The following is a 23,638-nucleotide window of genomic DNA, read 5'->3' as shown; positions in this document are numbered from 1 at the left end:
ACGTACTGAAAACATGATTGGCTGGCAGAACCGCACCGCTTTGGCGTAAGTGTGTTGGGGATGTATTGGAGCTCGACATGTTAAATCTTTATAAGCGCATTTGGCAGCACACGGGGCGGTCTCAGGTTCTTTTGATTGTGCTTTCGCTTATCGTGGCCGGTTTGGCTGCAGCGCCTTTGCGGTTCCAAAAGGACATCATCAACAGTCTTGGGCCAGATTTGGTGCTGGAGAGCCTGATTACGATGTGTGTCGGGTATCTCGGCGTGATTTTCGCGTCTAACGTTTTCAAATTTTTGCTGAACTACCGAAGCTCGCTTTTGGGTGAACGCACTATTCGATTTATCCGCAAACGCATATATTCCCAGCGATTTGATCCAGATGTTTCGCAGCAGCGCGACATGGGAACTCTGACAACGATCATTGCAGCGGAGGCGGAAGAGGTAGGTCGGTTTGCCGGTGTTGCGATTGCAAACCCACTTTTGCAAATTGGGACACTGATTTCTGTGATCAGTTACATCGCTTCCACGCAGCCGTATCTGGGTGGCTTTTTGGTGTTGATAGTTGTTCCACAAGCCGTTGTTGTTTTGCTCTTACAAGCACGGGTAAATCGACGAGTTCGCGCCCGAACGTTGATCTTGAGAGAGGCCACATCGGCGATTTCTGTTGAACAAATTGATCAAATGAAGGGGGCCCAGCAAGGAATTCTAGACGATTTCGACGAGATATTCACAACCCGTCGGGGCATTTTCAGGCTCAAACTTTCAATGAAATTTGCGATGAACCTGTTAAATGGGATTGGCTTAATTGGGATTTTGATGATCGGCGGTTTGTTGATGATGAATGGTCGAAGCGATGTAGGGACTGTTGTCGCATCAATCGCCGCATTGGAAAGGATCAGCGATCCATGGCGTCAGCTTCTGAATTTTTACAAGGAGTTGAGTTCAGTTCGAGTAAAATTTGATCTGATCGTAGGGACAGCCAGAATGTCTTCGTAGCATTTACTCAAAAAAGGGCACCCATTTGGCGCCCAAAACCATGAATTTCTAATGGGTTACCGACCCCAATTGCGAACTGGTCCACAATCCATATGGACGAAGTTGGAGCCTGAATACCGTCCGACTCCACCAGCCCGACAGGCCGAGGCAGCCTTGGCCATTTGTCCAACAGATCTGGAAGCCAATCTTAGATCAGCAGCCTGACCCTTCATATGCAAAGAGTTTTTAGCAACACCGCGTGAACGCGACCGAAGCATTGCGTTGGTGGCCGGGCTGCGATAGCCGGACAACAACATATAAGGCTCGTGCACATCCATCAGATTGTGAGCTGCGGCCATGATGTCGATGGTGCGGGTGTCTATTTTTATGGCGTCGTTCGTGCGCCAATCACGCATGAAAGCGTTGATTTCTTTCACAGCGTCTTTAATGTACTTACCTTCGACCCAATAAATTGTATCCATACGTTCGCCCGTACGGCCCGAGTACATTCGAATTCGACGAATATCGCCGCCTCCGCGGAGGAAACCTGCTGCATTGGAGAATGTCGGTGCTGCTGCCACTGCTGTGGCGGCAAAGGCGGTCAACAGGCCGCGTCTGGTCATGCTCAAAGAGCCATCGTTTATCATAGTATCAGCGCCTGTCCCGTCGCTTGCCTAGCGCCACGATGTTACGTGGCTGTTACATCATCCCCAGATGTGCGCGTTTTATGGCACAATACGATTCGTGCACCAAGCGCTCATTTTTCGACCTCGTGAATATCAACAGAATTCGGCAAAAATTTGCTTAACATCCGGAATTTGTGTTTTCACAGTCGCGCCGGGACTACAAAGCAACACTGATTTTTCGCTTTTGCTTTTCGAGAAGTTGTGATTGGACAGGTCCCATTGAAGCTTTGACAGTAGGCCTATCCAATTGGTCCCGTACGAGGAAATACTTTATGATTAGATCGCTCCGTTGCCGATTTTTGTCCATTACCGCTACGGTTCTGATCTGTTGCCTCAGTATTTCAATAGTGCCGGGACAAGCGCACGCCTTTCCTGCCTTTAAACAAGCGGTTGCTGAATCCGCTTCCAAGGACGCAGATGTGGCAGCGTTTTATCGGGGCACGAAATACAATCCTGTCTGGACTGGAGACAATGAGTTGGATCGGGCGCGTCGCAAAGCGCTGATTGGCGCGTTGGCGCGGGTTGAAGAACATGCTCTGCCATCGGAAAGATATAATGTTGACGGTTTGGTTTCGCAGATGGCGTCAGCCAAATCAGCGCGCGACATGGGACTTGTCGAAGTCGCACTGACCAAAACTTTTTTGGAGTACGCAAGGGACGTGTCCTCCGGGATGTTTGTGCCATCTAAATTGGACAGCGGTATTGTCAGAACCGTCGAGCGGCAAGATCGATTGGAAATAATGCGGCAGTTTGCATCAAGCACGGATCCGAAAGAGTTTGTGCGAGGTCTGGCACCGGGAACTTTGGAATACACGCGGTTGATGAAGGAAAAACTGCGTCTTGAGAAACTGATTTCTTCTGGCGGGTGGGGCGAAAAAGTTTCTGCGGGAAAACTGGAGCCCAAGGACAAGGGACCGCGGGTCATTGCTTTGCGCAACAGATTGATCGCTATGGGCTTCATGGATCGAAGCGCAACGGCTTCGTATGATCGTGACCTAGAAAAAGCAGTTCAGGAATTTCAGCTTGCGCATGGTCTTGAGGCGGATGGAGTAGCTGGCAAAGGCACGATCGAAGAAATTAACAAATCGCCCGAAACCCGGCTCAAGTCGATCATGGTTGCCATGGAACGAGAACGTTGGCTAACCCGCGCAAATGAAGGGCGCGAAATACTGGTAAACCTCACTGATTTTACAGCTAAAATCATGGATGACGGCAAAGTTACATTCCGTACAAGATCCGTTGTTGGCAAAAATCAGAGTGACCGTCGCAGTCCGGAATTTTCTGACACCATGGAGCACATGATCATCAACCCGACCTGGAATGTGCCACGGTCGATCGCGACCAAAGAATACCTCCCGATGATGAAACGCAATCCGAATGCTGCCGGACATCTTAGGCTGGTTGATTCTCGTGGTCGCACGGTAAACCGTAGTCAAATCAACTTTGCCCAATACAATACGCGAAATTTTCCGTTTGATATGAAGCAGCCACCAAGCACGCGAAATGCGCTGGGTCTGGTCAAGTTCATGTTCCCGAATAAACACAATATCTATCTGCACGACACGCCGGCAAAAAACCTATTTTCACGTGAAATACGCGCCTACAGCCATGGTTGCATCCGACTGCATCAGCCTTTTGAATTTGCATATGCCTTGCTGGCACGTCAGGTCGACAACCCTGAATCCTACTTCCAGGAGCGTCTGAAATCGGGACGTGAAACCAAAGTTGATCTGGAACAAAACATCCCGGTACATATCATTTACCGGACCGCTTATACCGAGGCCAAAGGCCCGGTTCAGTATCGCCGGGATGTCTATGGTCGTGACGCCACGATCTGGAAGGCTATGGCCAATGAAGGGGTGGCGCTGCGGTCTTATCAAGGCTAAACACGCCCCGGACAAATCTCCGGGGGGCTTATGGCTTATACGGTTCAGGAAATCGCTTCGGCTATTGATGCCGAAGTATTCGGGAACACTGACATTGTCATTCAGAAGGTATCAGAGCCAGCATCAGCCGGACCTGACGACCTTGCGTTATTGACCAACCCGAAATTTGCCTCGGGGCTAAAGCAAGGCAAGGCGCGCGTTGCGTTAGTCTGGCCGGGCGCCGATTGGCAAGAAATGGAGTTGGAGGCAGCCATTATTGCTCCTCGAGGGCGATATGCCATGTCCGGCCTAACCCGTATGATGGATCCAGGTCAACATTACCCGGACGGCATTCATCCGTCCGCCGTAATCGATAAAACCGCCCGGCTCGCGAAAAACGTGCGTATCGGCGCATTTACGGTAATTGGTCCACGCGCTCGAATTGGTCCAGACAGCACCATTGGCCCTCAATGTAACGTCGGGGCCGACGTCACCATAGGGCAGGGTGCTTTCTTGCGCGATCATGTTTCGATTGGCGCACGTGTTACCATTGGAGACCGTTTTTGGGCACAACCGGGTGCTCGGATCGGGGCGGATGGGTTGTCATTTGTCACGCCCGAGGCCTCAGGAGTGGAAAAAGCGCGTGAATCTCTGGGTGATCAAGGTGAGTTGAGTAGTCAAAGTTGGACCCGCATTCATTCTTTAGGCGCCGTGACAATTGGCGATGACGTTGAAATCGGGGCCAACGCATGTGTCGACTACGGTACCGTGCGCGACACGCGAATTGGCAATGGCTGCAAGATCGATAACTTATGCCACGTGGCCCACAACGTCACTGTAGGCAATGATTGCCTGTTTGCTGCTATGGTTGGCATCGCCGGATCCACAGTGATTGGAAATAATGTCGTTTTGGGCGGGCAAGTAGGTATTACTGACAATACAATAGTCGGCGACAATGTGATCGCCGGCGGCGGAACAAAAGTGTTGAACAAGATCCCTGCCGGACAAGTCATTCTGGGATACCCGGCTGTCAAAATGGAAACCCATCTTGAAATGTATAAGGGGCTGCGCAGATTGTCGCGGCTATTCAAACAAGTGGCAGACCTTCAAAAATCTGTTTCAAAAACCAGTTCCAATGACTAAATCAGGTTTCGGACTCGGTAAAAGGAAAGAGAGATGAGTGTCACGGAGAAGGTCATTGAGATCATTGCGGAACAAGCTGTTCTTGAGCCTTCAGATGTTACATTGGACAGCACGTTGGAAGCTTTGGGCATAGACAGTCTTGGCTTGGTTGAGAGCATTTTTGCAATCGAAGAAGAGTTTGACATATCGGTTCCATTTAATGCCAATGAACCAACCGCAGGTGATTTTGACATAACTTCCGTTGCCTCCATTATTTCTGGTATTAAAAAGCTGATCGCCGAACAGGCCTGAACAGGAAAATAATTATGAAGCGGGTCGTCATCACCGGGGCGGGTACGATCAATGCATTGGGGCATAATGTCCCTGAAACGATGCAAGCCATGCGCGAAGGGCGCTGCGGGATCGGTGACCTCGATATGCGTGACGTTGACAGATTGGCCGTGAGGATTGGTGCACAGGTCAGGAATTTCGAAGCGGAAACACTGTTCAATCGCCAACAACTTGCCCTTTACGATCGATTTACTCAATTCACGCTGGTCGCTGCCCGCGAAGCAATGTCGCAGGCGGGGCTGGAGTTTTCTGGAGAATTATCCGTGAAATCCGGTGTCGTTCTGGGGAATTCCGGTGGCGGCATGCAAACGCTCGATGAAAACTATCGCACCGTGTACGAAGACGGTAAAAACCGGGTGCATCCATTTGTGGTGCCCAAACTGATGAACAATGCTGCGGCAAGTCATGTTAGCATGGAATTCAATCTCAAAGGCCCAAGTTTTACAGTCGCATCGGCTTGTGCAAGCTCGAACCACGCAATGGCGCAAGCCTTTCAGATGGTCCGATCCGGCATGTCGCCTGTGATGATCACGGGTGGCACTGAATCAATGCTGTGTTTTGGCGGCGTAAAGGCATGGGAAGGCCTTCGCGTTATGTCCAAGGACGCCTGTCGTCCATTTTCGGCCAACCGCAATGGCATGGTGCAAGGTGAGGGTGCAGGTATATTCGTATTTGAGGAAATGGATCACGCCCGCGCCCGGGGCGCCGAGATTTTGGCCGAAGTTATCGGTTTTGCGATGAGTTCAGATGCAGCAGATATCGTTATGCCTTCAAAACAAGGCGCGGCGCGCGCTATTGCGGGAACTCTACAGGATGCCCGTATCAATCGTGAAGATGTCGGTTATATCAACGCGCATGGCACCGGAACAGCAGCCAACGACAAGACAGAATGCAGCGCAGTTGCCGATGTCTTTGGCCCACATGCCGACGACCTGCTCATGTCCTCAACCAAATCTATGCATGGTCATTTGATAGGCGGCACTGGTGCGGTCGAGTTGTTGGCCTGCATCTTGGCATTACGTGACGGGGTAATCGCGCCTACGATTGGTTATGAGGAACCGGACCCGGAATGCGCACTTGATGTTGTGCCAAATGAAGCTCGTGAAGCTGACGTTCATGTGGCACTGTCTAATGCGTTTGCATTTGGCGGATTGAACGCTGTGTTGGCGCTACGCAAAGTCTAACCACAAAAAAAGCCGCCCTGAAACAGAGCGGCTTCTACAGAACTTTGAGTCCAGGCTATTCGATAGCAGGCGCAGCCGTGTCATAGGCCTTAGTAAAGCCCTTTAGAGACATTGCAGCCGACACAACTTGATCCGGTGCAATGGCTGGTACAACCGAAAGATCCGAAACATTACCGGCTTTCAAAGAATCGATATCAGTTTGCGACAATCCGATACGCGCGAAACATCCTACGGGATTGCAGAATGAAAACGGGTAACGTTTAGTGTTTTGCCCGTCCACTGACATTGTCAACTGACCGGTCAAAAGCGTTTCAAGCGGTACAATAACAGTTGCTCCGGCGACGGCGTCACCTGCAGGCTGCTTAAGTTTGTAGAGCGTGATTTCCACAACCGCGTTGCCCTGATTATCTTTGAGCAGCTGATACATACGGCATGGGCGGGGTTCGGGTCCGTCCTTGGCACATTGCAAATCCCAGTCACCAATCACCTCGGACGTCACGTCCTGGCTTGCGGCTGCGGTCGGTTGAGTAGGCTGAGGCGGTGTCTCAACCTTTTGTCCCATCGACAAAGACCCGTCCGACAATGAACCAACACCCTGAGCTGATGCTGGTACTGCTGCACAAGAGATCACGGCAGCCATGAGAAGATGATGAAGCTTAGGCATAAGGTTTCCCGTGTGTTGAATATATTGGGTTTCGATTAACACGACTCGTTCAGAATGTCAGGTTAAAGCCTGCGTAATGTTATCCAAAAACAGGCGATTTTCCGCGCTTAAGTGCACGAATTGTCAAAAGCAAAAAAGGGACCCAAAGGCCCCTTTTTCAATTTTTCACTCCCCGTCGGACTGGCCGACTTATATATTGCCGAAAAGCTACGCAGAAAAAGCAGTACCGTCAATACTAAAAACTGCGCTGATACCTGATTTTACTAGAAAAAATGGCCGTGCATGACACACGGCCAAGTCAACAGGGAGGAAGTTATCCCGGATCAGAGAGTATTTGATGCCAGAATGCTCTCTAGACTGGCAGAGATTGGTTAAGAATGTATTTTGGAGCTTAATCGGTGAGTTAACAAAAGGAATGATGGGGCATGGATGGTAAGGTATTTGTCGGCGGTGGTGGCGTAAATAGCGCCAAAAAACAGGGCCTTACATTGAAATATGCTAACCGACATGGGTTGATCGCCGGGGCGACTGGTACTGGCAAGACTGTAACGTTGCAAATTCTCGCCGAGGGATTTTCCGCAGCGGGCGTGCCAGTCTTCCTGTCCGATGTCAAAGGTGACTTGTCAGGGTTGGCGGCGGCTGGCAGTGACACTTTCAAATTGCATCAGGCCTTCAGCGAACGGGCCCAGAAGATTGGGTTCAGTGACTACGCTTATGACAGCTTCCCTGTCACATTCTGGGACCTTTTTGGAGATCAAGGACATCCGGTACGCACCACCGTTGCCGATATGGGCCCGCTGTTGTTGTCCAGGTTGATGGAGTTGACCGAGGCCCAGGAAGGCATCCTGAATATCGCATTCCGTTTAGCTGACGAACAAGGCTGGCCGTTGCTCGATCTGAAAGACCTGCAATCGCTCTTGGTCTGGGTTGGAGAAAATCGCACGGATCTGGCGCTGCGCTATGGAAACGTGTCGGTGAGTTCGATCGGGGCAATTCAACGTCGCTTGTTGGTGCTTGAAAACCAGGGTGCTACAAAGCTGTTTGGTGAACCTGCTCTGGATTTGTCCGATATCATGCGCACAGACCCCGATGGGAGCGGCAGGATCAACATTCTTGCTGCCGATAAGCTCATGGCGTCGCCCAGGCTGTATGCTACGTTTCTTTTGTGGTTGTTGTCTGAACTGTTTGAAGAATTGCCCGAAATTGGCGACCCGGACAAACCACGTTTGGTCTTCTTCTTTGATGAGGCGCATTTGCTGTTTGAGGATGCGCCAAAAGCGCTGGTTGACAAGGTTGAGCAAGTTGCCCGTTTGATCCGTTCCAAGGGGGTTGGGGTCTATTTCGTGACCCAGAACCCGGACGATATACCCGAAGACATTCTTGGTCAGTTGGGAAATCGTGTACAACACGCATTGCGAGCGTTTACGGCGCGCGATCGTCGGGCCCTGCGTATGGCAGCGGAGACCTATCGGGAAAACCCCAGGTTTGATACCGAAGCCGCCATTCGCGAAGTCGGCGTTGGTGAGGCGGTGACCTCCATGCTTATGAAAAAGGGCGTGCCCGGTATTGTAGAACGGACATTGATCCGACCACCGTCTTCTCAGCTGGGTCCGCTTGACGCAAACACCCGAAAATCAGTGATCAACGCGTCTCCAATTGCGGGAAAGTATGAGGACCAAAAGGACCGTCGGTCTGCCTATGAAATACTGAAAGAGCGGGCTGCTAAAGCTGCGGCACAGGCCGAGGCAGCGGAGGCGAAGGAAGAGGAGATGGAGACAGCCCATCGTGAGTTTAATGCTGCCCGGCGCTATTCTGGAAGCCGCGTCAGTCGTTCCAGTTCCCGCTCCATGCGTCGTCGATCTGATGATAGTTTTGGGGAAGCCATGGGAAAAATGGTCATGAAGGAGCTAAGTGGAACAACGGGGCGACGTCTTGTGCGTGGGCTTCTTGGTGGGTTGTTCAAGGGGCGCTAGCAAGCCCTACGTTCAGCGGTCGCGTGATCCGACAATCAAGCGCGATTTTGAACAAACCAGATTTTGTGCTAGCGTGCCGTGTCCAGCACTTTTTTGTGCTTGGCAACCACGACCCTGAATGCGCCGATCTATTAACTAGAAGCTGCCTAGATGCGGCTCCGATTGTGGTTTCGGTACGGAGAAAAACGGTACATCAGGTTAATTTGATACCGGAACCTCGTTCTACGAGGGAGGATTACGTCAAATGCCCCACTATATGTTCCAGGCGCGTTATACCAGCGACGCCATGAAAGCGATGATGGCAAATCCACAAGACCGCGAAGCGCCGGCTCGTGCTTTGATCGAAGCGGCAGGTGGTAGTTTGATCGCAATGTATTTTGCGATGGGTCAGGAAGACATAGTCGCAATCGTTGACGCACCGGACGATGAAACAGTCGCCGCTGTGTCGATGATCATTGGTGCGTCTGGATCGTTTTCATCTGGATCCACAACCAAACTGATGACTCCGGCGCAAGCAGTAAAAGCGATGGAAATGGCGCAAAAAGGCGCTTCGGCTTACGCGCGACCGGGCTCGTGAATTCGTGGGCGCCCTTAAGTTGGGCGCCCTGTCAAAAAGCTATTTCTCGGGGATCAAACCACGCGGGCTGAATCGCAAAACCAGCAACAAGATCACACCCATTGTGAACAATCGCATATGCGCTGCGCTATCGATCAGGTGTTGACGCAATCCGCTGTCTTCGGACATGCCGCTTGTAACCACTTGCATCAGCCATAGACCAATGGGTTCGACCTGGATCCACAGGAACCAGATCAGAAACCCTCCCAGAACAGCCCCCAGATTGCTGCCAGAGCCGCCCACGATGACCATCACCCAGATCAGGAATGTATATCGAAGCGGTTGATAGGTGCCGGGTGTCAGTTGACCGTCCAGTGTCGTCATCATGGCGCCTGCAATTCCGCAGATCGCAGAGCCCAACACAAAGATATGCAAATGGCGTTGGGTGACATCCTTGCCCATGGCTTCGGCCGCAACTTCATTGTCACGAATGGCGCGCATCATGCGACCCCAAGGGCTTTTCAAAGCGGCTTGCGCCATCAGGAAAATAATTACCAAAACGCTGGTGAACAAAAGCGAATACCCAAGTTTGACATAGAGTGTCGAGGCTGTCACCGGATCAAGGTTAAAGCTTTGTGCGCGTTCGATAAAACTCGCAGATTTTTGCAGGTCGATTTCGTAAGGCACAGGGCGGGGCAGGCCGACCACGTTTTTAACGCCACGCGCCAGCCAGTCCTCATTTTTCATGACAGCAATAATAATCTCGGCAATGCCAAGCGTGGCAATGGCCAGATAATCCGAGCGCAGCCCCAATGCCGTCTTCCCGATCAGCCAGGCCGCACCCGCCGCCAGCAACCCACCAACGGGCCATGCAAACAGCACGGGCAGCCCTAGTCCTCCCAGAAAACCCGTTGCTGCGGGATCAATAGCTTCAACCGCGCCAACACCGGGATCAATAATAGCGCGATATATGAAAAATCCAGCTATCAGCACAGCAATCATAATCAGGTTGCGATTGCGCCCGGCAGGCAAACGTTGATACGCCATCACAGCCGCCACAATTGTGCCCGCGCCCGCCAGTAATCCGATGATAATGCGTACGCCTCCTGCGGCCCATGCTTCGCCCACCGGCGCAATAGACGTCAGCACAACGCCAAGGCCACCCAGCGCGACAAACCCCATGACACCCACATTGAACAGCCCGGCAAACCCCCATTGCAGATTTACGCCCAACGCCATGATCGCCGAGATAAGCCCCATATTCAGGATCAGAATGGCCGAGTTCCAGCTTTGCATGAATCCGGTGATCAGGATCAGAACTCCGACAAGACCAAAGAGAAGTCCGTTTTTGACTGTATCGCTCATACCGATTTCCCCTTGAACAGGCCGGTTGGCTTGAACAACAACACCACAATCAGAATCACAAAGCTGACTGCGAATTTGTAATCCGTACTCAGTAATTGCACGAGACTCGAAGGCTCTAAGCTTTCTGGCAGCATGTATTTCAGGACTTTTTTCCATGCATAGGTGATTGTGACTTCGGAGAATGCAATCACGAATCCGCCAGCAATCGCCCCCAACGGACTGCCCAATCCACCAACGATGGCAGCCGCAAAAATCGGCAAGAGCAACTGGAAATAAACAAATGGTTTGAAAGTCTTGTCGAGCCCATAAAGCACACCAGCCGTAGTCGCCAATGCGGCCACAATCAACCACGTGTACATCACCACACGTTCCGGATTGATGCCCGACAACAGCGCCAGGTCTTCATTGTCCGAATATGCCCGCATCGATTTTCCGGTGCGTGTGCGGTTCATAAACCAGAACAACAGAACAACGCAGATGATGGCGACAACAACGGTCAATCCTTGCGTGGTCTTGATCGCTAACCCTTCTTTCAAACCCGTCATCGCCTTGAATTCGCGCACGGATATGATGAACCGTTCTCCGTCAGCGAATTTCTGGTCATTTGGACCGATGATAAACCGAACCAAGCCGTTCAGGATGAACATGACACCCATAGACACGATCACCAGTATCACCGGTTTGGCCTTTTGATCGCGGTAGAATTTGTAGACCAGCCGATCCGTGACCAAAACCAGTGCCATCGTCCCCAGAATTGCAAAGGGCAGGGCGAGCAGCGCAGTGGGCAATGGCCCAAAACTGATCCCCAAGGCCTGAAACGCCCATGTGACCAGCACAGCGATCATTGCGCCAAAAGCCATCGTGTCTCCATGGGCAAAGTTGGAAAACCGCAAAATGCCATAGATAAGTGTAACCCCAAGCGCCCCAAGGGCGAGCTGGCTGCCATATGTGATGGCCGGGATCAGGACAAAGTTGGAAAGAACCACGAGGGCATTCAGGAAATCCATTGGGACCCCTTTTCTTTTGCTTCTGAACGCCCACACGAAGTTTCAACGCAGTGACGATAAAGGTTTTGAATTCGAAAAGCTGAAGACAGGCCGGAGAAATTCAAGCCTTTGCGCGAAAAGCGACAACTCGTCTCACGGATATCGGAAAGCAAAATAAAACCGGTCACATCAGCCTCCCAAAAACGATTTGCGAACTTCTTCATCCGCCAAAAGATCTTGGCCAGACCCGGTAAACGCATTGCGCCCCTGAACAAGCACGTATCCTTTGTCAGCGATCTCGAGCGCTTGACGGGCGTTTTGTTCAACCATCAGGATGGGAATGCCTGTTCGACTGACCTCGATAATACGATCAAACAGCTCATCCATCACGATTGGCGACACGCCAGCGGTCGGTTCGTCCAGCATCAACACCTTGGGCTTGGTCATCAACGCCCGACCCACGGCCACCTGTTGTCGCTGTCCACCCGACAATTCGCCAGCGGGTTGGTTGCGCTTTTCGCCAAGGATTGGGAACAGGTCATACACCTGCTGCAAGGTGTCGGAAAAATCGTCCTTGCGAATGAAGGCGCCCATCTCAAGGTTTTCTTCGACCGACATCGACGTGAAAATGTTATGCGTCTGGGGAACAAACCCCATGCCCTTGACCACCCGGTTCTGCGGGCTGAGGTTCGTTATATCCTCGCCATCCAACCTGACCGACCCTTGTCGTAGGTCGAGCATGCCGAACACCGCCTTCATCGCGGTGGATTTGCCCGCACCGTTTGGGCCGACAATCACAGCAATTTCACCAGCGTCCACGGCGACGGTGCAGTCGTGCAAAATGTCCGGTCCGCTTTTGCCATAACCGCCGGTCATGCTGTCACCGACGAGAAATGCGTTTTCAGTGTTCATTTCTTTGCTGGTGCCAAGCGTTGGGTTCAATTCACCAGCTCCGCCGGTGTTTGTAATCGAAGCATCTTTATTGCCGCGGTCGCCATAGTCGCCGTTGCTCATGCGCTTACTTTGTCCTTGTTCTTCAAACCGGTCCCCAGATAGGCCTCGATCACCTGATCGTTTGCCTTAATCTCGGGCAAGGTTCCCTCGGCCAGAACTTTTCCCTCGGCCATACAAATCACCGGGTCACACAGGCGCCCAATGAAATCCATGTCGTGTTCGATCACGACAAATGTATAGTTCCGCTCTTTGTTCAGCCGGATGATTGCGTCCCCAATAGTGTTCAGCAACGTGCGGTTCACTCCCGCGCCCACCTCGTCAAGAAATACGATCTTGGCATCCACCATCATGGTACGCCCAAGTTCCAACAGCTTTTTCTGCCCGCCAGAGACCTGACCCGCTTTATGATCTGAGAGATGTTCAATGGTCAGAAATTCGAGAACTTCATCTGCCTTGGCACGTAAGGCGCGTTCTTCATTGGCGATGCGTTTGCGCCCAAACCATGTATTCCACAAGCTTTCGCCGCTTTGACCTCCGGGCACCATCATCAGGTTTTCAAGGCACGACATTGAGCCAAATTCGTGCGCAATCTGAAACGTACGCAGCAACCCTTTGTGAAAAAGCTCATGCGGCGGCAGACCAGTGATATCTTCGCCGTCCATGATGACCTTGCCCGACGTTGGTTCAAGAACGCCCGCGATCACGTTGAAAAGAGTGGTTTTTCCAGCACCATTTGGTCCAATCAACCCGGTGATTGATCCGGGTTCAATGCGCAGGGACGCCCCGTCAACTGCGCGAAATCCGCCAAAATGCCGGTGTAAATTTTCAACGACGATCATAATCTCACACTCCGCGCGTGGTGATTGGTCGCTATTCAGACCGTGTTACAAATGTGGAAAAGCAGCCCGGACGAACCGGACTGCCTGATTTTTCCAATCTAGTACGACCTCAACGGTACTTTGCCGTGGTGATCTTGCCGCCTTCGATGACGATTTCACGGTATCCGCCAGCAGCTTCTCCGCCACCGATCAATTCAACCGCGGTCGCACCGACATAGTCCACGTCACCACCGGCGGCGAGGATATCCAGAGCTTTGCCAAGTTCGCCAGTGTTGATCTTTTCGCCCGGCGCATTGGCAACGTCCATGATCTTGCCTGCATAGGCGCTTGGATCGCTTGATCCAGCGGCCTGCATTGCCAGCATGATCAGCGCAGCCGCGTCATAGCTTTCTCCGATATATGGCCCTGAGGAATCGTAGGAATCCGATGCAATCGCTTCGAGGATCATATCTGTATTGGCGGACTCGGCGCCCGGAACAGTACCGACAGAGCCTTCGATCTCATCACCAAAATTGGCTTCCAGCGCAGCGCCGATCATGCCGTCTGGCAGGGCAAAGGTTTCAAACGCGCCTGTGTCAAGCGAAGCGCGGATAATACCGGGGCCGCCCTGATCCACATAGCCGGCAACAATCAGAATGTCGCCGCCAGCCGCAGCAAGGGCGGCAACTTCTGCCGAATAATCGGCCTTGCCGTCTTCATGCGCTGTTGTGGCAGTGACTTCACCACCGGCAGCTGCATAGGCTGCCGCAATGCTGTCAGCCAAACCCTTGCCATAGTCGTTGTTAGTGTAGGTGATCGCGGCCGACTTAAATCCTTTTTCCATCAAGACATCTGCCAGTACCTGCCCCTGACGGGCATCCGATGGCGATGTACGGAAGAACATGCCGTTATCTTCTGCCGAAGACAACGCAGGTGAAGTTGCCGAAGGTGAAATCATAACTACACCATTGGGCACGGCCACATTGGCCAGAATTGCGCCGGTCACACCGGAACAGTCAGCGCCAACAATACCTTTTACGCCATCAGATGTGATCAGGCGTTCGGCAGCAGCGGTTGCAGCACCTGCATCAACACAGGTTGAGTCACCACGTACCGGTGTCACCGAAGATCCGCCCAAAAGCTTTCCTGACTCGGTGACTTCCTTCATCGCGTGTTCGCCACCGGCCGCCATCGCGGGGGTCAGCGATTCAATTGGACCGGTAAAGCCCATAATGACGCCCAGTTTGATATCTTCGGCGGACGCAGCACTGACCATCAACGCGCCAGCGGCAGTCGCCATAAGAAACTTTTTCATTTTCACACTCCCATTGTGTTTGTTTTTCTAAGCCAGAGCCTATTCGGGGACATTTCAAAAGAAAAGGGCCATCTGACTGGAAATTGATTAGGTGCACGGGCAGAAGACGGGGCTTTGTGTGATAGTCTTACCAGATAACATCAAAGCGGAGAGCACCATGGTTTTCAGAGGGATAACGATCATTCTGCTGCTTGCGCTAAATTCGGTTGCTCAGGCACAATCGATCCAGCCGACCACTGGCAAGGTGCGTGTGGAAACTATGGCAGAAGGGTTAAAGACACCTTGGAGTTTTGGTTTTCTACCGTCGGGTGGCGTTCTGATCACTGAACGGGGTGGCAAACTACGGCGGTTGGATACCAACGGAATTTTGCATTCCGTTTCAGGCGCACCGAAAGTTCAGGCCAAAGGGCAGGGCGGGTTGCTGGATGTCCTGGTGCCGCGGGATTTTCGAAAAACGCGCCAGGTTTTCCTGACTTATTCTAAAAAACAACGCGGTGGCGCCGGCACGGCGGTTGCGCGCGCCGTGCTATCCTCTGATGGAAACCGGTTGCGGGACCTGAGAACAATTTTCGAAATGTCGCCCGGCAGCAGTGGCGGACGCCACTTTGGCAGCCGGTTGGTGGAAGCGCGCGACGGAACATTATTCGTAACGATAGGAGAACGTGGAGACAGGCCGTCGGCGCAGGATCTGAATCGACATAACGGGTCGATCATTCGCATATCAAAAAACGGCGGTGTTCCTTCGGATAACCCCTTTGTTGGTCAGCCCGGTGCGCGGCCTGAAATCTGGTCATATGGGCACCGAAACCCTCAGGGGGCCGCATTGGACGCAAACGGGCGGCTTTGGGCAGTGGAACACGGCGCCAAAGGTGGCGATGAAATCAATCGAATTCGAAAGGCTGCCAATTTTGGCTGGCCTGTAATTTCTTACGGGCTTCACTATTCCGGTCAAAAGATCGGTGAAGGTGCGCGCAAACAGGGCATGCAGCAACCAGCCTATTATTGGGATCCGTCCATCGCTCCGTCTGGCATGGTTATCTACTCGGGCAAGCTTTGGCCCGCATGGAAAGGGCATTTCTTCGTTGGTAGCCTGAAGTTTGACTATATCTCCCGGCTAAGCGGCTCATCATTGAGAGAAGTCGAAAAAATCAAGTCTGCTCGGACAAAACGTGTTCGGGATGTCCGCGAGGCATCGGATGGAAGCATTTGGTTTCTATCTGAAGATCGCGGCGCGCTTTACCGAATGTCTCCAAGCCGTTAACGTTCGAACAGACTTGTTCACGTCCCATTCTCAGGAGCCCTGATGTTTCGCCCAATTTTCCTTGCCTGCATTTTGGCAATCTTTTCATCCCACTCTGTCGTGGCACAGAGTAATCAGCGTACCCAATTTAACGAAGGTCTGGCGCGTTTCAATGAGATGATCATGAGCGGAGAGCTTGGCGCAGCTGTTGCGTTTCTGCGACCGGAACTGGAATTGGGTGACGAAGAAATTGCAAAAATCAACGAACGTCTCGGATCGCTTTATTCTGATGATTTCGTTGGTAGCGACACTGTCCGCTCGGAAACTCTAAAAGGCGGATTCCGCCAGGAATTGCTCGCATATTGGACCGCAAAGGGCGAATACTTCTTTGTCTACTTGTTGCTGCACTCGCGCGACAATCAACGCGACGTTCTGAGCATTCAATATGACACGGATTTTCACAAATTGATGGGACTGTTCTGAATTGGATATAGTCCGAATATTTGAGAGGCGCCTGATGTTCGTTCGATTTCTCACATTCCTGATGTGTTTGTTGTTGCCGCTGTCCGCCACAGCGCAAGACTCGTTGTTTTCAGACTATGCGGCTTACGAATCCTACGTCGATGAAAGAGTTATGAACCGCGATTTCTTGCCTTTGGTGATGCGCCTCGGGGGCAAAAACAAATATACCGAGGCTGAGATGAAATCGGTAAACGTTCAGTTGATGAATGCAATGCCGCGCGACTTTACTGATGTTGCGGTACTGAAGCGTGTCGATTTAGGGAGCGGTTTTTCGCAGGAAGCCCGCGTCTATTGGAACGATCGTCTTGGCTACACCTATTTCTTTGCTTTTCTGCACGATGCCCATGACCGATTGGTCGTGTTAAGATTTGACCTCAACACCAGTTCTAAATCGATTTTTGCGAATTTTTGATCAAATAGAAAGCCGGGTCGCGTGGCTGCCGCGCTCGCGGTACGGCGTGGTCTCGTAATGTGCGCGATAGCATTTGGAGAAATGACTGGGTGATGCAAATCCACAGGCCAGCGCGACGTTGATCACGCTCATATCGGTTTGCATCAACAGGTTACGGGCCTTTTGCAGGCGCAGTTCCATGTAATATCGTTTCGGTGATCTGTTCAGATATCGGCGGAACAACCGCTCGAGCTGGCGTGTCGACAATCCAACTTCCTTCGCAAGAATTGAAGGGCTGATTGGCTCTTCAATATTGGTTTCCATCATCTGAATGACCATGCTCAGCTTGGGATGGCGCACACCAATTCGGGTGGGCACGCTCAGCCTTTGGGCATCCTGATCAGTGCGAATCGAGCTGTATATTTGTTGATCCGCTACCCAGTTCGCGACCTCTTCACCCAGATCATCCGCAATAAGCTGCAAAAACAAATCGATTGAAGACGTGCCACCTGCGGTGGTCATGCGGTTCCCATCAATCGAAAACACAGATTTGGACAGGTTCACCTGTTCGAACTCTTCCATAAAACTGTCCTGGTTTTCCCAATGGATCGTGGCTTTTTTCCCGTCCAGCAGCCCGGCTCTGGCCATAACATAGGCCGCCGTGCACAACCCACCAATGCGCAACCCTTTACGAGCTTCGCGGCGCACCCAATTTAGCAGTTTCTTTGTTGTGGCTTTCTGAATCTCGATACCACCGCACAAAATAACGGTGTCGTCGCGATGCAGCTCCTCAAGATTCCCATCCAGCTTAAACGTCGTCATCGTGGAACAACTGATCGTTTCGCCGTTTTCCCCAACCAAGCGCCAGACATAGTAATCGCGTCCCATGTGCCGATTGGCCAACCTCAGACAGTCCAGAGCGGATGCAAAAGACAGGAGGGTAAAATTCTCAAGCAGAACAAAAACAAAGCGGCGCGATTTGGTATCAGACGCGTCCGCAGTCTGGGTTGCCTTTTGCGACATGGCTGTCTTTTCCTTTAGCTCCGCAGACGGCGGAGATGGATGATATTCAGGAGATGAAATTAGCGCTATTTTCCAGGGGCGCGTCAAGGCCGCATATTTCAACTATGGCCCTCACTCAAGAGCTTTTGTATAAGGGCCGCTCAACTTGTCTAACCGGAGAAAAGACAATGGCAGAATGGCAAAAATCTGACTGGCGCAACAAGCCCCGGGTGCAGATGCCTGACTATCTGGATACTGAGGCATTGAACGCCACCGAGGCGCAGCTTGCGAGTTATCCGCCACTGGTCTTCGCCGGAGAAGCGCGCTCTCTTAAGCAAAAGCTCGGGGCCGCCTCTCGGGGCGAAGCGTTTCTGTTGCAAGGTGGCGACTGCGCCGAAAGTTTTGAACAGTTCAGTGCCGACGGGATTCGCGACACGTTCAAAGTGATGTTGCAGATGGCGATGGTTCTGACCTATGGCGCAAAGGTGCCTGTGGTCAAAGTGGGCCGCATGGCCGGTCAGTTCGCCAAACCACGTTCGGCACCCACCGAAATGGTGGATGGTGTAGAGCTGCCCAGCTACCGTGGTGACATCATCAACGAGCTGGCCTTTACCTCGGACGCACGTATTCCAAACCCGCGAAAGATGTTGCAGGCTTATACACAGGCAGCAGCGACGCTGAACCTGTTGCGCGCATTTTCAACGGGCGGTTATGCCGACGTGCATCAGGTACACGCCTGGACATTGGGTTTCACCAAAGGTGAAAATGCCGCGAAATACCGCGACATGGCCAATCGTATCAGCGACACGCTGGACTTCATGGAAGCTGCTGGCGTCAACAGTGCCACAAGCAATGCCTTGCGTACGGTTGCGTTTTACACCAGCCATGAATCGCTTTTGCTGGAGTATGAAGAGGCGTTGACGCGTCTGGACTCCACGTCAGGCAAATGGCTGGCTGGCTCTGGTCACATGATCTGGATCGGTGACCGCACCCGTCAGCCGGACGGGGCTCATGTGGAATTCGCGCGCGGCGTTCAGAACCCGATTGGTCTGAAATGCGGCCCAACAACCACAGCTGAAGATCTTAAGGTACTGATAGCCAAGCTGAACCCTGAAAACGAAGCAGGTCGCCTGACTCTGATCGCCCGGTTTGGGGCAGGATCTGTTGGTGATCATCTTCCGCGACTGATTAAAACCGTTCAGGAAGAAGGGGCCAATGTTCTTTGGACCTGTGATCCGATGCACGGCAACACGATCAAGTCGGCAACCGGGTACAAAACGCGACCCTTTGACAGTGTACTGCGCGAAGTGCGTGAATTCTTCTCGGTGCACAAAGCCGAAGGAACCGTACCGGGTGGTGTGCATTTCGAGATGACCGGTCAGGACGTCACAGAATGTACAGGTGGTGTGCGTGCCGTGACCGAAGAAGATCTGTCGGATCGCTATCACACGGCGTGTGATCCGCGTTTGAACGCGTCTCAGTCGCTGGAACTAGCTTTCCTTGTTGCCGAGGAACTGTCCAATTTACGCGAAACTCGCCAAGCCGCAGCTGTCTGAAACCAGGCTTTCAGGCTAAAAGAACTAAAAAGGCGGGGTGCCATGTCCAGTGGGCCCCGCCTTTCTATTTTGACGAATGGATTCTCCTAATCGTCAGTCACCACCAATCGCAAATGAGCGTGGCGTGTTGGTATTGTTTTAATATCCAGATAGTCGAGCTCAGGCGCTTCGTGCGTCAGACGTTTATGTTCGTCTTGTCTGTCCAGCTTTCTGAGAAAACTGCCTTCCAGATGAAAGCGGCGCGGCGCTCTGCCAACGCGACCTTGATGTACCAGAGCACCCAGAATACGGGTCACTTTTCCTGCGTCGCCACGCAACGGTAGCAATATCATCTGCGCCTCGAGCGCCGGTTTTCCGTACCCGCCGTCCGAACGGAGCCTAAGGGTGGCTGTGGTTGGACCTAAAAACACTTCTTCAAGAGCACGGCGAAAAGGTTCACGAGTATCGGGATCGATGAGCGCTGAAACCGGCATACCGCGCATTTCCATTCCCATGAGTTCCGACAAAGTTTGCCCTGCCACCCGCAGGCGTGCCATGCCCGGAGCCATACGTTCCAGAATAAAGGCATTTTTTAACGCACGCTGAATGCCGCGCGGATCGACGTCAGACCGATAAGGAATTGTCGCTCCGCTGCGCAATGCCTCCCAATAGGCGGTGACTTCGTTCAAGACCGGATGATTTTGTAAATCCGCCGAAGTCGTATTGTTTCCACGTAAAAAAGCCACGTCGTCACCCTCTGCCATCCTCAACACACCCTAAGAATAGTCCGGCGAATGGCTCTTAACCTTTGGACCATCTTTGTTATCACTTCGTTAATATGGCCAATTTTCGCAAAAATGGGATAAAAACCGGAACGAATGGTTAACTCTCGGATCAACGCCTTGCTCTGACATGATGAATACTCTTAGGTATTTGAACCACGAACTTCAGGAGGTGCCCGTGCTGCACTCGATGACCGGATTTGCGTCTCTCAAAGGAGAGCACGAAACCTATAGCTGGACCTGGGATATGCGGAGCGTGAATGCCAAGGGGCTCGACATTCGTTTGCGGGTGCCGGACTGGATCGAAGGGCTGGAGCCGGGAATTCGCGCGGTGCTGTCCAAAGCGATGGCGCGTGGATCGGTCAGCCTTGGTTTGCGGGTTCACAAAGAAGATGAGCAGGGTACGCTGTCGCTGAATAAAACCCAGCTTATTCACGTTTTGAACGCATTGCACGACGCCGAAACACTGGCCGCAGAGCAAGGTATCGCCCTTGCGGCATCCCGCAGCGCGGATATTCTGAACATACGCGGGGTTCTGGAAACCACTGTAAACAATGGTGACGGCACTGCGTTGCGCGACGCACTATTGAAACAGCTGCCTGTCTTGCTTGAATCGTTCCTGGACATGCGCCGGAATGAAGGCAACGCACTGGACAACGTTTTGCAGGAACAACTCAATCAAATTGCACAGATGACCAATGTTGCAGCTACTGCGGCCAAGGCACGCCGGGCAGAAACCGCGACTAATCTGCGCAACAATCTGGCCAAGGTTTTAGACAATAGCGACTTTACTGACGAGGCACGCGTTGCTCAGGAACTGGCGGTGATAGCGGTCAAAGCTGACATCACTGAAGAGCTGGATCGGCTCGCCGCGCATGTTGAGGCTGCGCGCGACTTGCTGGCCAAGGGCAGTCCGGTTGGGCGCAAGCTCGATTTTCTGATGCAGGAGTTCAACCGCGAAGCCAATACACTCTGTTCGAAATCGCAATCCGTCGCACTCACCCGAATTGGGCTGGACCTTAAGACGGTGATCGATCAGATGCGCGAACAGGTTCAAAACGTGGAATAAAACATGACTTCAAGACGTGGCCTTTTGATCATCCTTTCTTCGCCGTCAGGTGCGGGCAAATCTACCTTGTCCAAAAGGCTGCGCATATGGGACCCTACAATTCGGTTTTCTGTGTCTGCTACGACGCGCGAGCCGCGATTGGGTGAGGTGGACGGGCAGGACTACCATTTCATGAGCGAAAACACGTTCAGACGGGATGTGGCAGCCAATGATATGCTGGAACACGCCCATGTTTTCGGCAATTTCTACGGCTCTCCTAAAGGACCGGTCAAACATGCGATCGAGGCCGGTCAGGATCTGCTTTTTGACATCGACTGGCAAGGTGCCCAGCAAATTCGCAACTCGGATCTTGGTCAGCACACGCTGTCGATTTTTTTGCTGCCACCATCCATCACCGAATTGCACCGTCGCCTGGTCAATCGGGGCCAGGACAGCGATGATGTGATCATGAAGCGCATGCAGAAAAGCTGGGACGAAATCAGCCACTGGGGCAGCTACGACCACGTGTTAATCAATGACGATCTGGACGCCACAGAGCAGGACCTGATTTCTATCGTTACTGCCACGCGCCTGCGCCGCATTCAGCAACCCGCATTGATGGATCATGTGCGCAAACTGCAAACAGAGTTCGAGGAAATGCAATGACCCTTTTTCAGCTCGACGGTGCCGCGCCGCAGATCGCAGATGACACATTTGTGGCCCACGATGCAAACATTATTGGCGATGTCGTGTTGGAGGAGGGGGTTTCTGTCTGGTTCGGTGCCACATTGCGCGGAGACAATGAACAAATATTCATTGGCGCGGGATCGAATGTTCAGGAAAACACCGTGATGCACACAGATATGGGTTATCCGTTGACGGTGGGTGCAGGATGTACAATTGGACACAAGGTCATGCTGCACGGCTGTACTATTGGTGAAAACAGCCTGATTGGAATTGGTGCTATTGTCCTAAACGGCGCGAAGATTGGGAAAAACTGCCTGATCGGCGCAGGCGCTCTGATCACTGAAAACAAAGAGATTCCAGATGGCAGTCTGGTGATGGGCGCACCGGGCAAAGTGGTACGCCAACTTGACGAAAATGCAATCAACGGGTTGCGCCTAAGCGCCAGCCATTATCAGGCAAACGCGCGCCGGTTCAAAAACGGGTTGCAGGCAGTGACCAGCTGAACTTGCACAACATGAACGCACGTTTCGACATTTCTACTCTGGAGGCCATTCCTCTGCCGGCGTTGTTTGTCGATGCGGATGCGCGTGTTGCCGGGGCGAACGAACGGGCAATTGCGATTCAACCGCGCGCGCGTCAGGATTTGCCTTTGGTGCTGGTCTTTCGCCATCCTGGCCTTCGAACCGCCGTGGAAAATTGTCTGCAAAGCAAGACGTCACAACAAACCGTCTACCACCACAGTGAAGGCCCACAAGAATATCGCTTCGATGTCTCTTGTGCCTCGGTAAAAGACGGTGACGGTTATGGCGCGTTGGTTTGTTTTCGTGACGTATCAGAAGTTCAACAGCTTGATCAGATGCGGCGCGACTTTATCGCCAATGTCAGCCACGAACTGCGGACCCCGCTGACCGCTATACTGGGATTTATCGAAACGCTGCAGGGACCGGCCCGCGACGATCCCGCCGCTCAAGCGAGATTTCTCAACATAATGTCTGCCGAGGCGAGCAGAATGAACCGCCTGGTTGGCGATCTTTTGTCTCTGAGCAAGGTTGTGGAAGTTTCACGGATGCGACCAACCAGCATGGTTGATATCGACGGGATAATCCGCACCGCTCTGCGCAATCTTACACCCCTTGCAGAGGATGCCAGCAGCACCCTGAGCTATGAGGCTCCAACGGCGGGCATTGAAATTCCCGGCGATGCCGATCAACTGATGCAAGTGGTCACAAACTTGCTGGAAAACGCGATAAAATACGGCGGCGCCAACACCGAAATTCAGATTTCCCTGACCGAAACCGACCGGGATCGTGGGGTGCGCGGCCCCGCCGTAGTACTGAACGTCGCGGACAATGGCCCCGGCATTGACCAAATCCACATTCCACGCCTTACAGAGCGGTTTTATCGAATTGATTCGCATCGTTCGCGTGAAATGGGCGGCACGGGGCTAGGACTAGCCATCGTGAAACACATCATCAATCGACATCGCGGCAGGTTTTCTATCTCAAGCGAGTTAGGAAAAGGCAGCGAATTTCGCGTCGTTTTGCCGAAAAGCTGACTATTTTTTGACCTGACGACCTACTTGTCATGAAACCGTTACATACATGTCACAAAAGCTTTG

General features: G+C 52.4%; 24 protein-coding genes. 15 read left to right on the top strand and 9 right to left on the bottom strand.

All coding sequences use genetic code 11. The features are described from left to right. Positions 1-77: 77 nt before the first annotated feature. Complete coding sequence (locus ABJI08_RS13335; protein WP_348402341.1) at positions 78-995, top strand: ABC transporter ATP-binding protein; 918 nt, start codon at positions 78-80, stop codon at positions 993-995. Positions 996-1,051: 56 nt separating this feature from the next. On the opposite strand, the gene ABJI08_RS13330 is transcribed toward ABJI08_RS13335, so the two are convergent. Beyond that, entirely contained in the window at positions 1,052-1,597 is a 546-nt protein-coding gene (locus ABJI08_RS13330; protein WP_348402340.1) for a DUF882 domain-containing protein, read from the bottom strand. Between the two features lie 482 nt (positions 1,598-2,079). Between ABJI08_RS13330 and ABJI08_RS13325 the strand changes: the two genes are divergently transcribed. Genes ABJI08_RS13325 through ABJI08_RS13310 form a run of 4 tightly spaced genes read left to right on the top strand, consistent with a single transcriptional unit; the run spans position 2,080 to position 6,182 of the window. Further along, a complete protein-coding gene (locus ABJI08_RS13325) occupies positions 2,080-3,546 on the top strand; it encodes a L,D-transpeptidase family protein (RefSeq protein ID WP_348402339.1) in 1,467 nt (488 codons plus the stop codon). A gap of 30 nt (positions 3,547-3,576) precedes the next feature. Continuing rightward, entirely contained in the window at positions 3,577-4,668 is a 1,092-nt protein-coding gene (gene lpxD, locus ABJI08_RS13320) for a UDP-3-O-(3-hydroxymyristoyl)glucosamine N-acyltransferase (RefSeq protein ID WP_348402338.1), read from the top strand. A gap of 33 nt (positions 4,669-4,701) precedes the next feature. Beyond that, positions 4,702-4,959, top strand: a complete 258-nt coding sequence (locus ABJI08_RS13315) for a phosphopantetheine-binding protein (RefSeq protein ID WP_348402337.1) — start codon at positions 4,702-4,704, stop codon at positions 4,957-4,959. A gap of 14 nt (positions 4,960-4,973) precedes the next feature. Further along, positions 4,974-6,182, top strand: coding sequence for a beta-ketoacyl-[acyl-carrier-protein] synthase family protein (locus ABJI08_RS13310; RefSeq protein WP_348402336.1), 1,209 nt, complete (start codon positions 4,974-4,976; stop codon positions 6,180-6,182). Between the two features lie 55 nt (positions 6,183-6,237). Here ABJI08_RS13310 and ABJI08_RS13305 read toward each other — a convergent pair whose 3' ends face one another. Then, positions 6,238-6,846: an invasion associated locus B family protein gene (locus ABJI08_RS13305; protein WP_348402335.1), complete on the bottom strand. Its 609-nt coding sequence runs from the start codon at positions 6,844-6,846 to the stop codon at positions 6,238-6,240. Between the two features lie 425 nt (positions 6,847-7,271). Here ABJI08_RS13305 and ABJI08_RS13300 point away from each other — a divergent pair, with 425 nt between their 5' ends. Further along, positions 7,272-8,819 (top strand): helicase HerA-like domain-containing protein, encoded by a 1,548-nt coding sequence (locus ABJI08_RS13300; protein WP_348402334.1) that lies wholly within the window; start codon positions 7,272-7,274, stop codon positions 8,817-8,819. Positions 8,820-9,063: 244 nt separating this feature from the next. Continuing rightward, a complete protein-coding gene (locus tag ABJI08_RS13295; RefSeq protein WP_348402333.1) occupies positions 9,064-9,396 on the top strand; it encodes a GYD domain-containing protein in 333 nt (110 codons plus the stop codon). Positions 9,397-9,435: 39 nt separating this feature from the next. Here ABJI08_RS13295 and ABJI08_RS13290 read toward each other — a convergent pair whose 3' ends face one another. The 5 genes from ABJI08_RS13290 to ABJI08_RS13270 form a co-directional block, all read right to left on the bottom strand. Continuing rightward, complete coding sequence (locus ABJI08_RS13290; RefSeq protein ID WP_348402332.1) at positions 9,436-10,740, bottom strand: branched-chain amino acid ABC transporter permease; 1,305 nt, start codon at positions 10,738-10,740, stop codon at positions 9,436-9,438. Beyond that, entirely contained in the window at positions 10,737-11,747 is a 1,011-nt protein-coding gene (locus ABJI08_RS13285) for a branched-chain amino acid ABC transporter permease (RefSeq protein WP_348402331.1), read from the bottom strand. The genes ABJI08_RS13290 and ABJI08_RS13285 overlap by 4 nt, the downstream gene beginning before the upstream one ends. A gap of 168 nt (positions 11,748-11,915) precedes the next feature. Beyond that, on the bottom strand, positions 11,916-12,740 hold the full coding sequence (locus ABJI08_RS13280) for an ABC transporter ATP-binding protein (protein WP_348402330.1): 825 nt from the start codon (positions 12,738-12,740) through the stop codon (positions 11,916-11,918). Continuing rightward, the gene (locus tag ABJI08_RS13275) at positions 12,737-13,519 is read right to left on the bottom strand and encodes an ABC transporter ATP-binding protein (RefSeq protein ID WP_348402329.1); all 783 of its coding nucleotides are present in this window, start codon (positions 13,517-13,519) and stop codon (positions 12,737-12,739) included. Before ABJI08_RS13275 ends, ABJI08_RS13280 begins: the two co-directional genes overlap by 4 nt. A 109-nt stretch (positions 13,520-13,628) precedes the next feature. Beyond that, positions 13,629-14,813, bottom strand: a complete 1,185-nt coding sequence (locus ABJI08_RS13270) for an ABC transporter substrate-binding protein (RefSeq protein WP_348402328.1) — start codon at positions 14,811-14,813, stop codon at positions 13,629-13,631. Between the two features lie 157 nt (positions 14,814-14,970). On the opposite strand from ABJI08_RS13270, the gene ABJI08_RS13265 reads away from it, so the two are divergent. From ABJI08_RS13265 to ABJI08_RS13255, 3 genes are all read left to right on the top strand, one after another. Continuing rightward, positions 14,971-16,074, top strand: a complete 1,104-nt coding sequence (locus ABJI08_RS13265) for a PQQ-dependent sugar dehydrogenase (protein WP_348402327.1) — start codon at positions 14,971-14,973, stop codon at positions 16,072-16,074. A 42-nt stretch (positions 16,075-16,116) separates the two neighbouring features. Continuing rightward, positions 16,117-16,536 (top strand): hypothetical protein, encoded by a 420-nt coding sequence (locus tag ABJI08_RS13260; RefSeq protein ID WP_348402326.1) that lies wholly within the window; start codon positions 16,117-16,119, stop codon positions 16,534-16,536. A 151-nt stretch (positions 16,537-16,687) separates the two neighbouring features. Continuing rightward, a complete protein-coding gene (locus ABJI08_RS13255) occupies positions 16,688-16,987 on the top strand; it encodes a hypothetical protein (protein WP_348402325.1) in 300 nt (99 codons plus the stop codon). On the opposite strand, the gene ABJI08_RS13250 is transcribed toward ABJI08_RS13255, so the two are convergent. Next, positions 16,988-17,989, bottom strand: coding sequence for a GlxA family transcriptional regulator (locus ABJI08_RS13250; protein WP_348402324.1), 1,002 nt, complete (start codon positions 17,987-17,989; stop codon positions 16,988-16,990). A gap of 167 nt (positions 17,990-18,156) precedes the next feature. Between ABJI08_RS13250 and ABJI08_RS13245 the strand changes: the two genes are divergently transcribed. Then, positions 18,157-19,524 (top strand): 3-deoxy-7-phosphoheptulonate synthase class II, encoded by a 1,368-nt coding sequence (locus tag ABJI08_RS13245; protein ID WP_348402323.1) that lies wholly within the window; start codon positions 18,157-18,159, stop codon positions 19,522-19,524. Between the two features lie 86 nt (positions 19,525-19,610). On the opposite strand, the gene ABJI08_RS13240 is transcribed toward ABJI08_RS13245, so the two are convergent. Further along, entirely contained in the window at positions 19,611-20,192 is a 582-nt protein-coding gene (locus ABJI08_RS13240; RefSeq protein WP_348402322.1) for a PAS domain-containing protein, read from the bottom strand. A 223-nt stretch (positions 20,193-20,415) separates the two neighbouring features. Between ABJI08_RS13240 and ABJI08_RS13235 the strand changes: the two genes are divergently transcribed. From ABJI08_RS13235 to ABJI08_RS13220, 4 genes are read left to right on the top strand one after another with little or no spacing between them, the layout of a single operon-like run. Further along, positions 20,416-21,354: a YicC/YloC family endoribonuclease gene (locus tag ABJI08_RS13235; protein ID WP_348402321.1), complete on the top strand. Its 939-nt coding sequence runs from the start codon at positions 20,416-20,418 to the stop codon at positions 21,352-21,354. Between the two features lie 3 nt (positions 21,355-21,357). After that, a complete protein-coding gene (gene gmk, locus ABJI08_RS13230; protein ID WP_348402320.1) occupies positions 21,358-21,999 on the top strand; it encodes a guanylate kinase in 642 nt (213 codons plus the stop codon). After that, positions 21,996-22,523, top strand: coding sequence for a gamma carbonic anhydrase family protein (locus ABJI08_RS13225; RefSeq protein WP_348402319.1), 528 nt, complete (start codon positions 21,996-21,998; stop codon positions 22,521-22,523). Before gmk ends, ABJI08_RS13225 begins: the two co-directional genes overlap by 4 nt. Before the next feature lie 11 nt (positions 22,524-22,534). After that, entirely contained in the window at positions 22,535-23,575 is a 1,041-nt protein-coding gene (locus tag ABJI08_RS13220) for an ATP-binding protein (protein WP_348402318.1), read from the top strand. The last annotated feature ends 63 nt before the right edge of the window (positions 23,576-23,638 follow it).

This window comes from Shimia sp. (assembly GCF_039969785.1).
In the GTDB taxonomy this organism is placed as follows: Bacteria; Pseudomonadota; Alphaproteobacteria; order Rhodobacterales; family Rhodobacteraceae; genus Shimia.
This window is presented reverse-complemented; position numbering and strand designations above follow the sequence as displayed.

What these genes read in the sequence shown, in the direction of transcription:
- ABJI08_RS13335 (WP_348402341.1), top strand. Translation starts at nt 78, where the DNA reads ATGTTAAATCTTTATAAGCGCATTTGGCAGCACACGGGGCGGTCTCAG.
- ABJI08_RS13330 (WP_348402340.1), bottom strand. Translation starts at nt 1,597, where the DNA reads ATGACCAGACGCGGCCTGTTGACCGCCTTTGCCGCCACAGCAGTGGCA.
- lpxD (WP_348402338.1), top strand. Translation starts at nt 3,577, where the DNA reads ATGGCTTATACGGTTCAGGAAATCGCTTCGGCTATTGATGCCGAAGTA.
- ABJI08_RS13315 (WP_348402337.1), top strand. Translation starts at nt 4,702, where the DNA reads ATGAGTGTCACGGAGAAGGTCATTGAGATCATTGCGGAACAAGCTGTT.
- ABJI08_RS13310 (WP_348402336.1), top strand. Translation starts at nt 4,974, where the DNA reads ATGAAGCGGGTCGTCATCACCGGGGCGGGTACGATCAATGCATTGGGG.
- ABJI08_RS13305 (WP_348402335.1), bottom strand. Translation starts at nt 6,846, where the DNA reads ATGCCTAAGCTTCATCATCTTCTCATGGCTGCCGTGATCTCTTGTGCA.
- ABJI08_RS13300 (WP_348402334.1), top strand. Translation starts at nt 7,272, where the DNA reads ATGGATGGTAAGGTATTTGTCGGCGGTGGTGGCGTAAATAGCGCCAAA.
- ABJI08_RS13295 (WP_348402333.1), top strand. Translation starts at nt 9,064, where the DNA reads ATGCCCCACTATATGTTCCAGGCGCGTTATACCAGCGACGCCATGAAA.
- ABJI08_RS13290 (WP_348402332.1), bottom strand. Translation starts at nt 10,740, where the DNA reads ATGAGCGATACAGTCAAAAACGGACTTCTCTTTGGTCTTGTCGGAGTT.
- ABJI08_RS13285 (WP_348402331.1), bottom strand. Translation starts at nt 11,747, where the DNA reads ATGGATTTCCTGAATGCCCTCGTGGTTCTTTCCAACTTTGTCCTGATC.
- ABJI08_RS13280 (WP_348402330.1), bottom strand. Translation starts at nt 12,740, where the DNA reads ATGAGCAACGGCGACTATGGCGACCGCGGCAATAAAGATGCTTCGATT.
- ABJI08_RS13275 (WP_348402329.1), bottom strand. Translation starts at nt 13,519, where the DNA reads ATGATCGTCGTTGAAAATTTACACCGGCATTTTGGCGGATTTCGCGCA.
- ABJI08_RS13270 (WP_348402328.1), bottom strand. Translation starts at nt 14,813, where the DNA reads ATGAAAAAGTTTCTTATGGCGACTGCCGCTGGCGCGTTGATGGTCAGT.
- ABJI08_RS13265 (WP_348402327.1), top strand. Translation starts at nt 14,971, where the DNA reads ATGGTTTTCAGAGGGATAACGATCATTCTGCTGCTTGCGCTAAATTCG.
- ABJI08_RS13260 (WP_348402326.1), top strand. Translation starts at nt 16,117, where the DNA reads ATGTTTCGCCCAATTTTCCTTGCCTGCATTTTGGCAATCTTTTCATCC.
- ABJI08_RS13255 (WP_348402325.1), top strand. Translation starts at nt 16,688, where the DNA reads ATGAACCGCGATTTCTTGCCTTTGGTGATGCGCCTCGGGGGCAAAAAC.
- ABJI08_RS13250 (WP_348402324.1), bottom strand. Translation starts at nt 17,989, where the DNA reads ATGTCGCAAAAGGCAACCCAGACTGCGGACGCGTCTGATACCAAATCG.
- ABJI08_RS13245 (WP_348402323.1), top strand. Translation starts at nt 18,157, where the DNA reads ATGGCAGAATGGCAAAAATCTGACTGGCGCAACAAGCCCCGGGTGCAG.
- ABJI08_RS13235 (WP_348402321.1), top strand. Translation starts at nt 20,416, where the DNA reads ATGATGAATACTCTTAGGTATTTGAACCACGAACTTCAGGAGGTGCCC.
- gmk (WP_348402320.1), top strand. Translation starts at nt 21,358, where the DNA reads ATGACTTCAAGACGTGGCCTTTTGATCATCCTTTCTTCGCCGTCAGGT.
- ABJI08_RS13225 (WP_348402319.1), top strand. Translation starts at nt 21,996, where the DNA reads ATGACCCTTTTTCAGCTCGACGGTGCCGCGCCGCAGATCGCAGATGAC.
- ABJI08_RS13220 (WP_348402318.1), top strand. Translation starts at nt 22,535, where the DNA reads ATGAACGCACGTTTCGACATTTCTACTCTGGAGGCCATTCCTCTGCCG.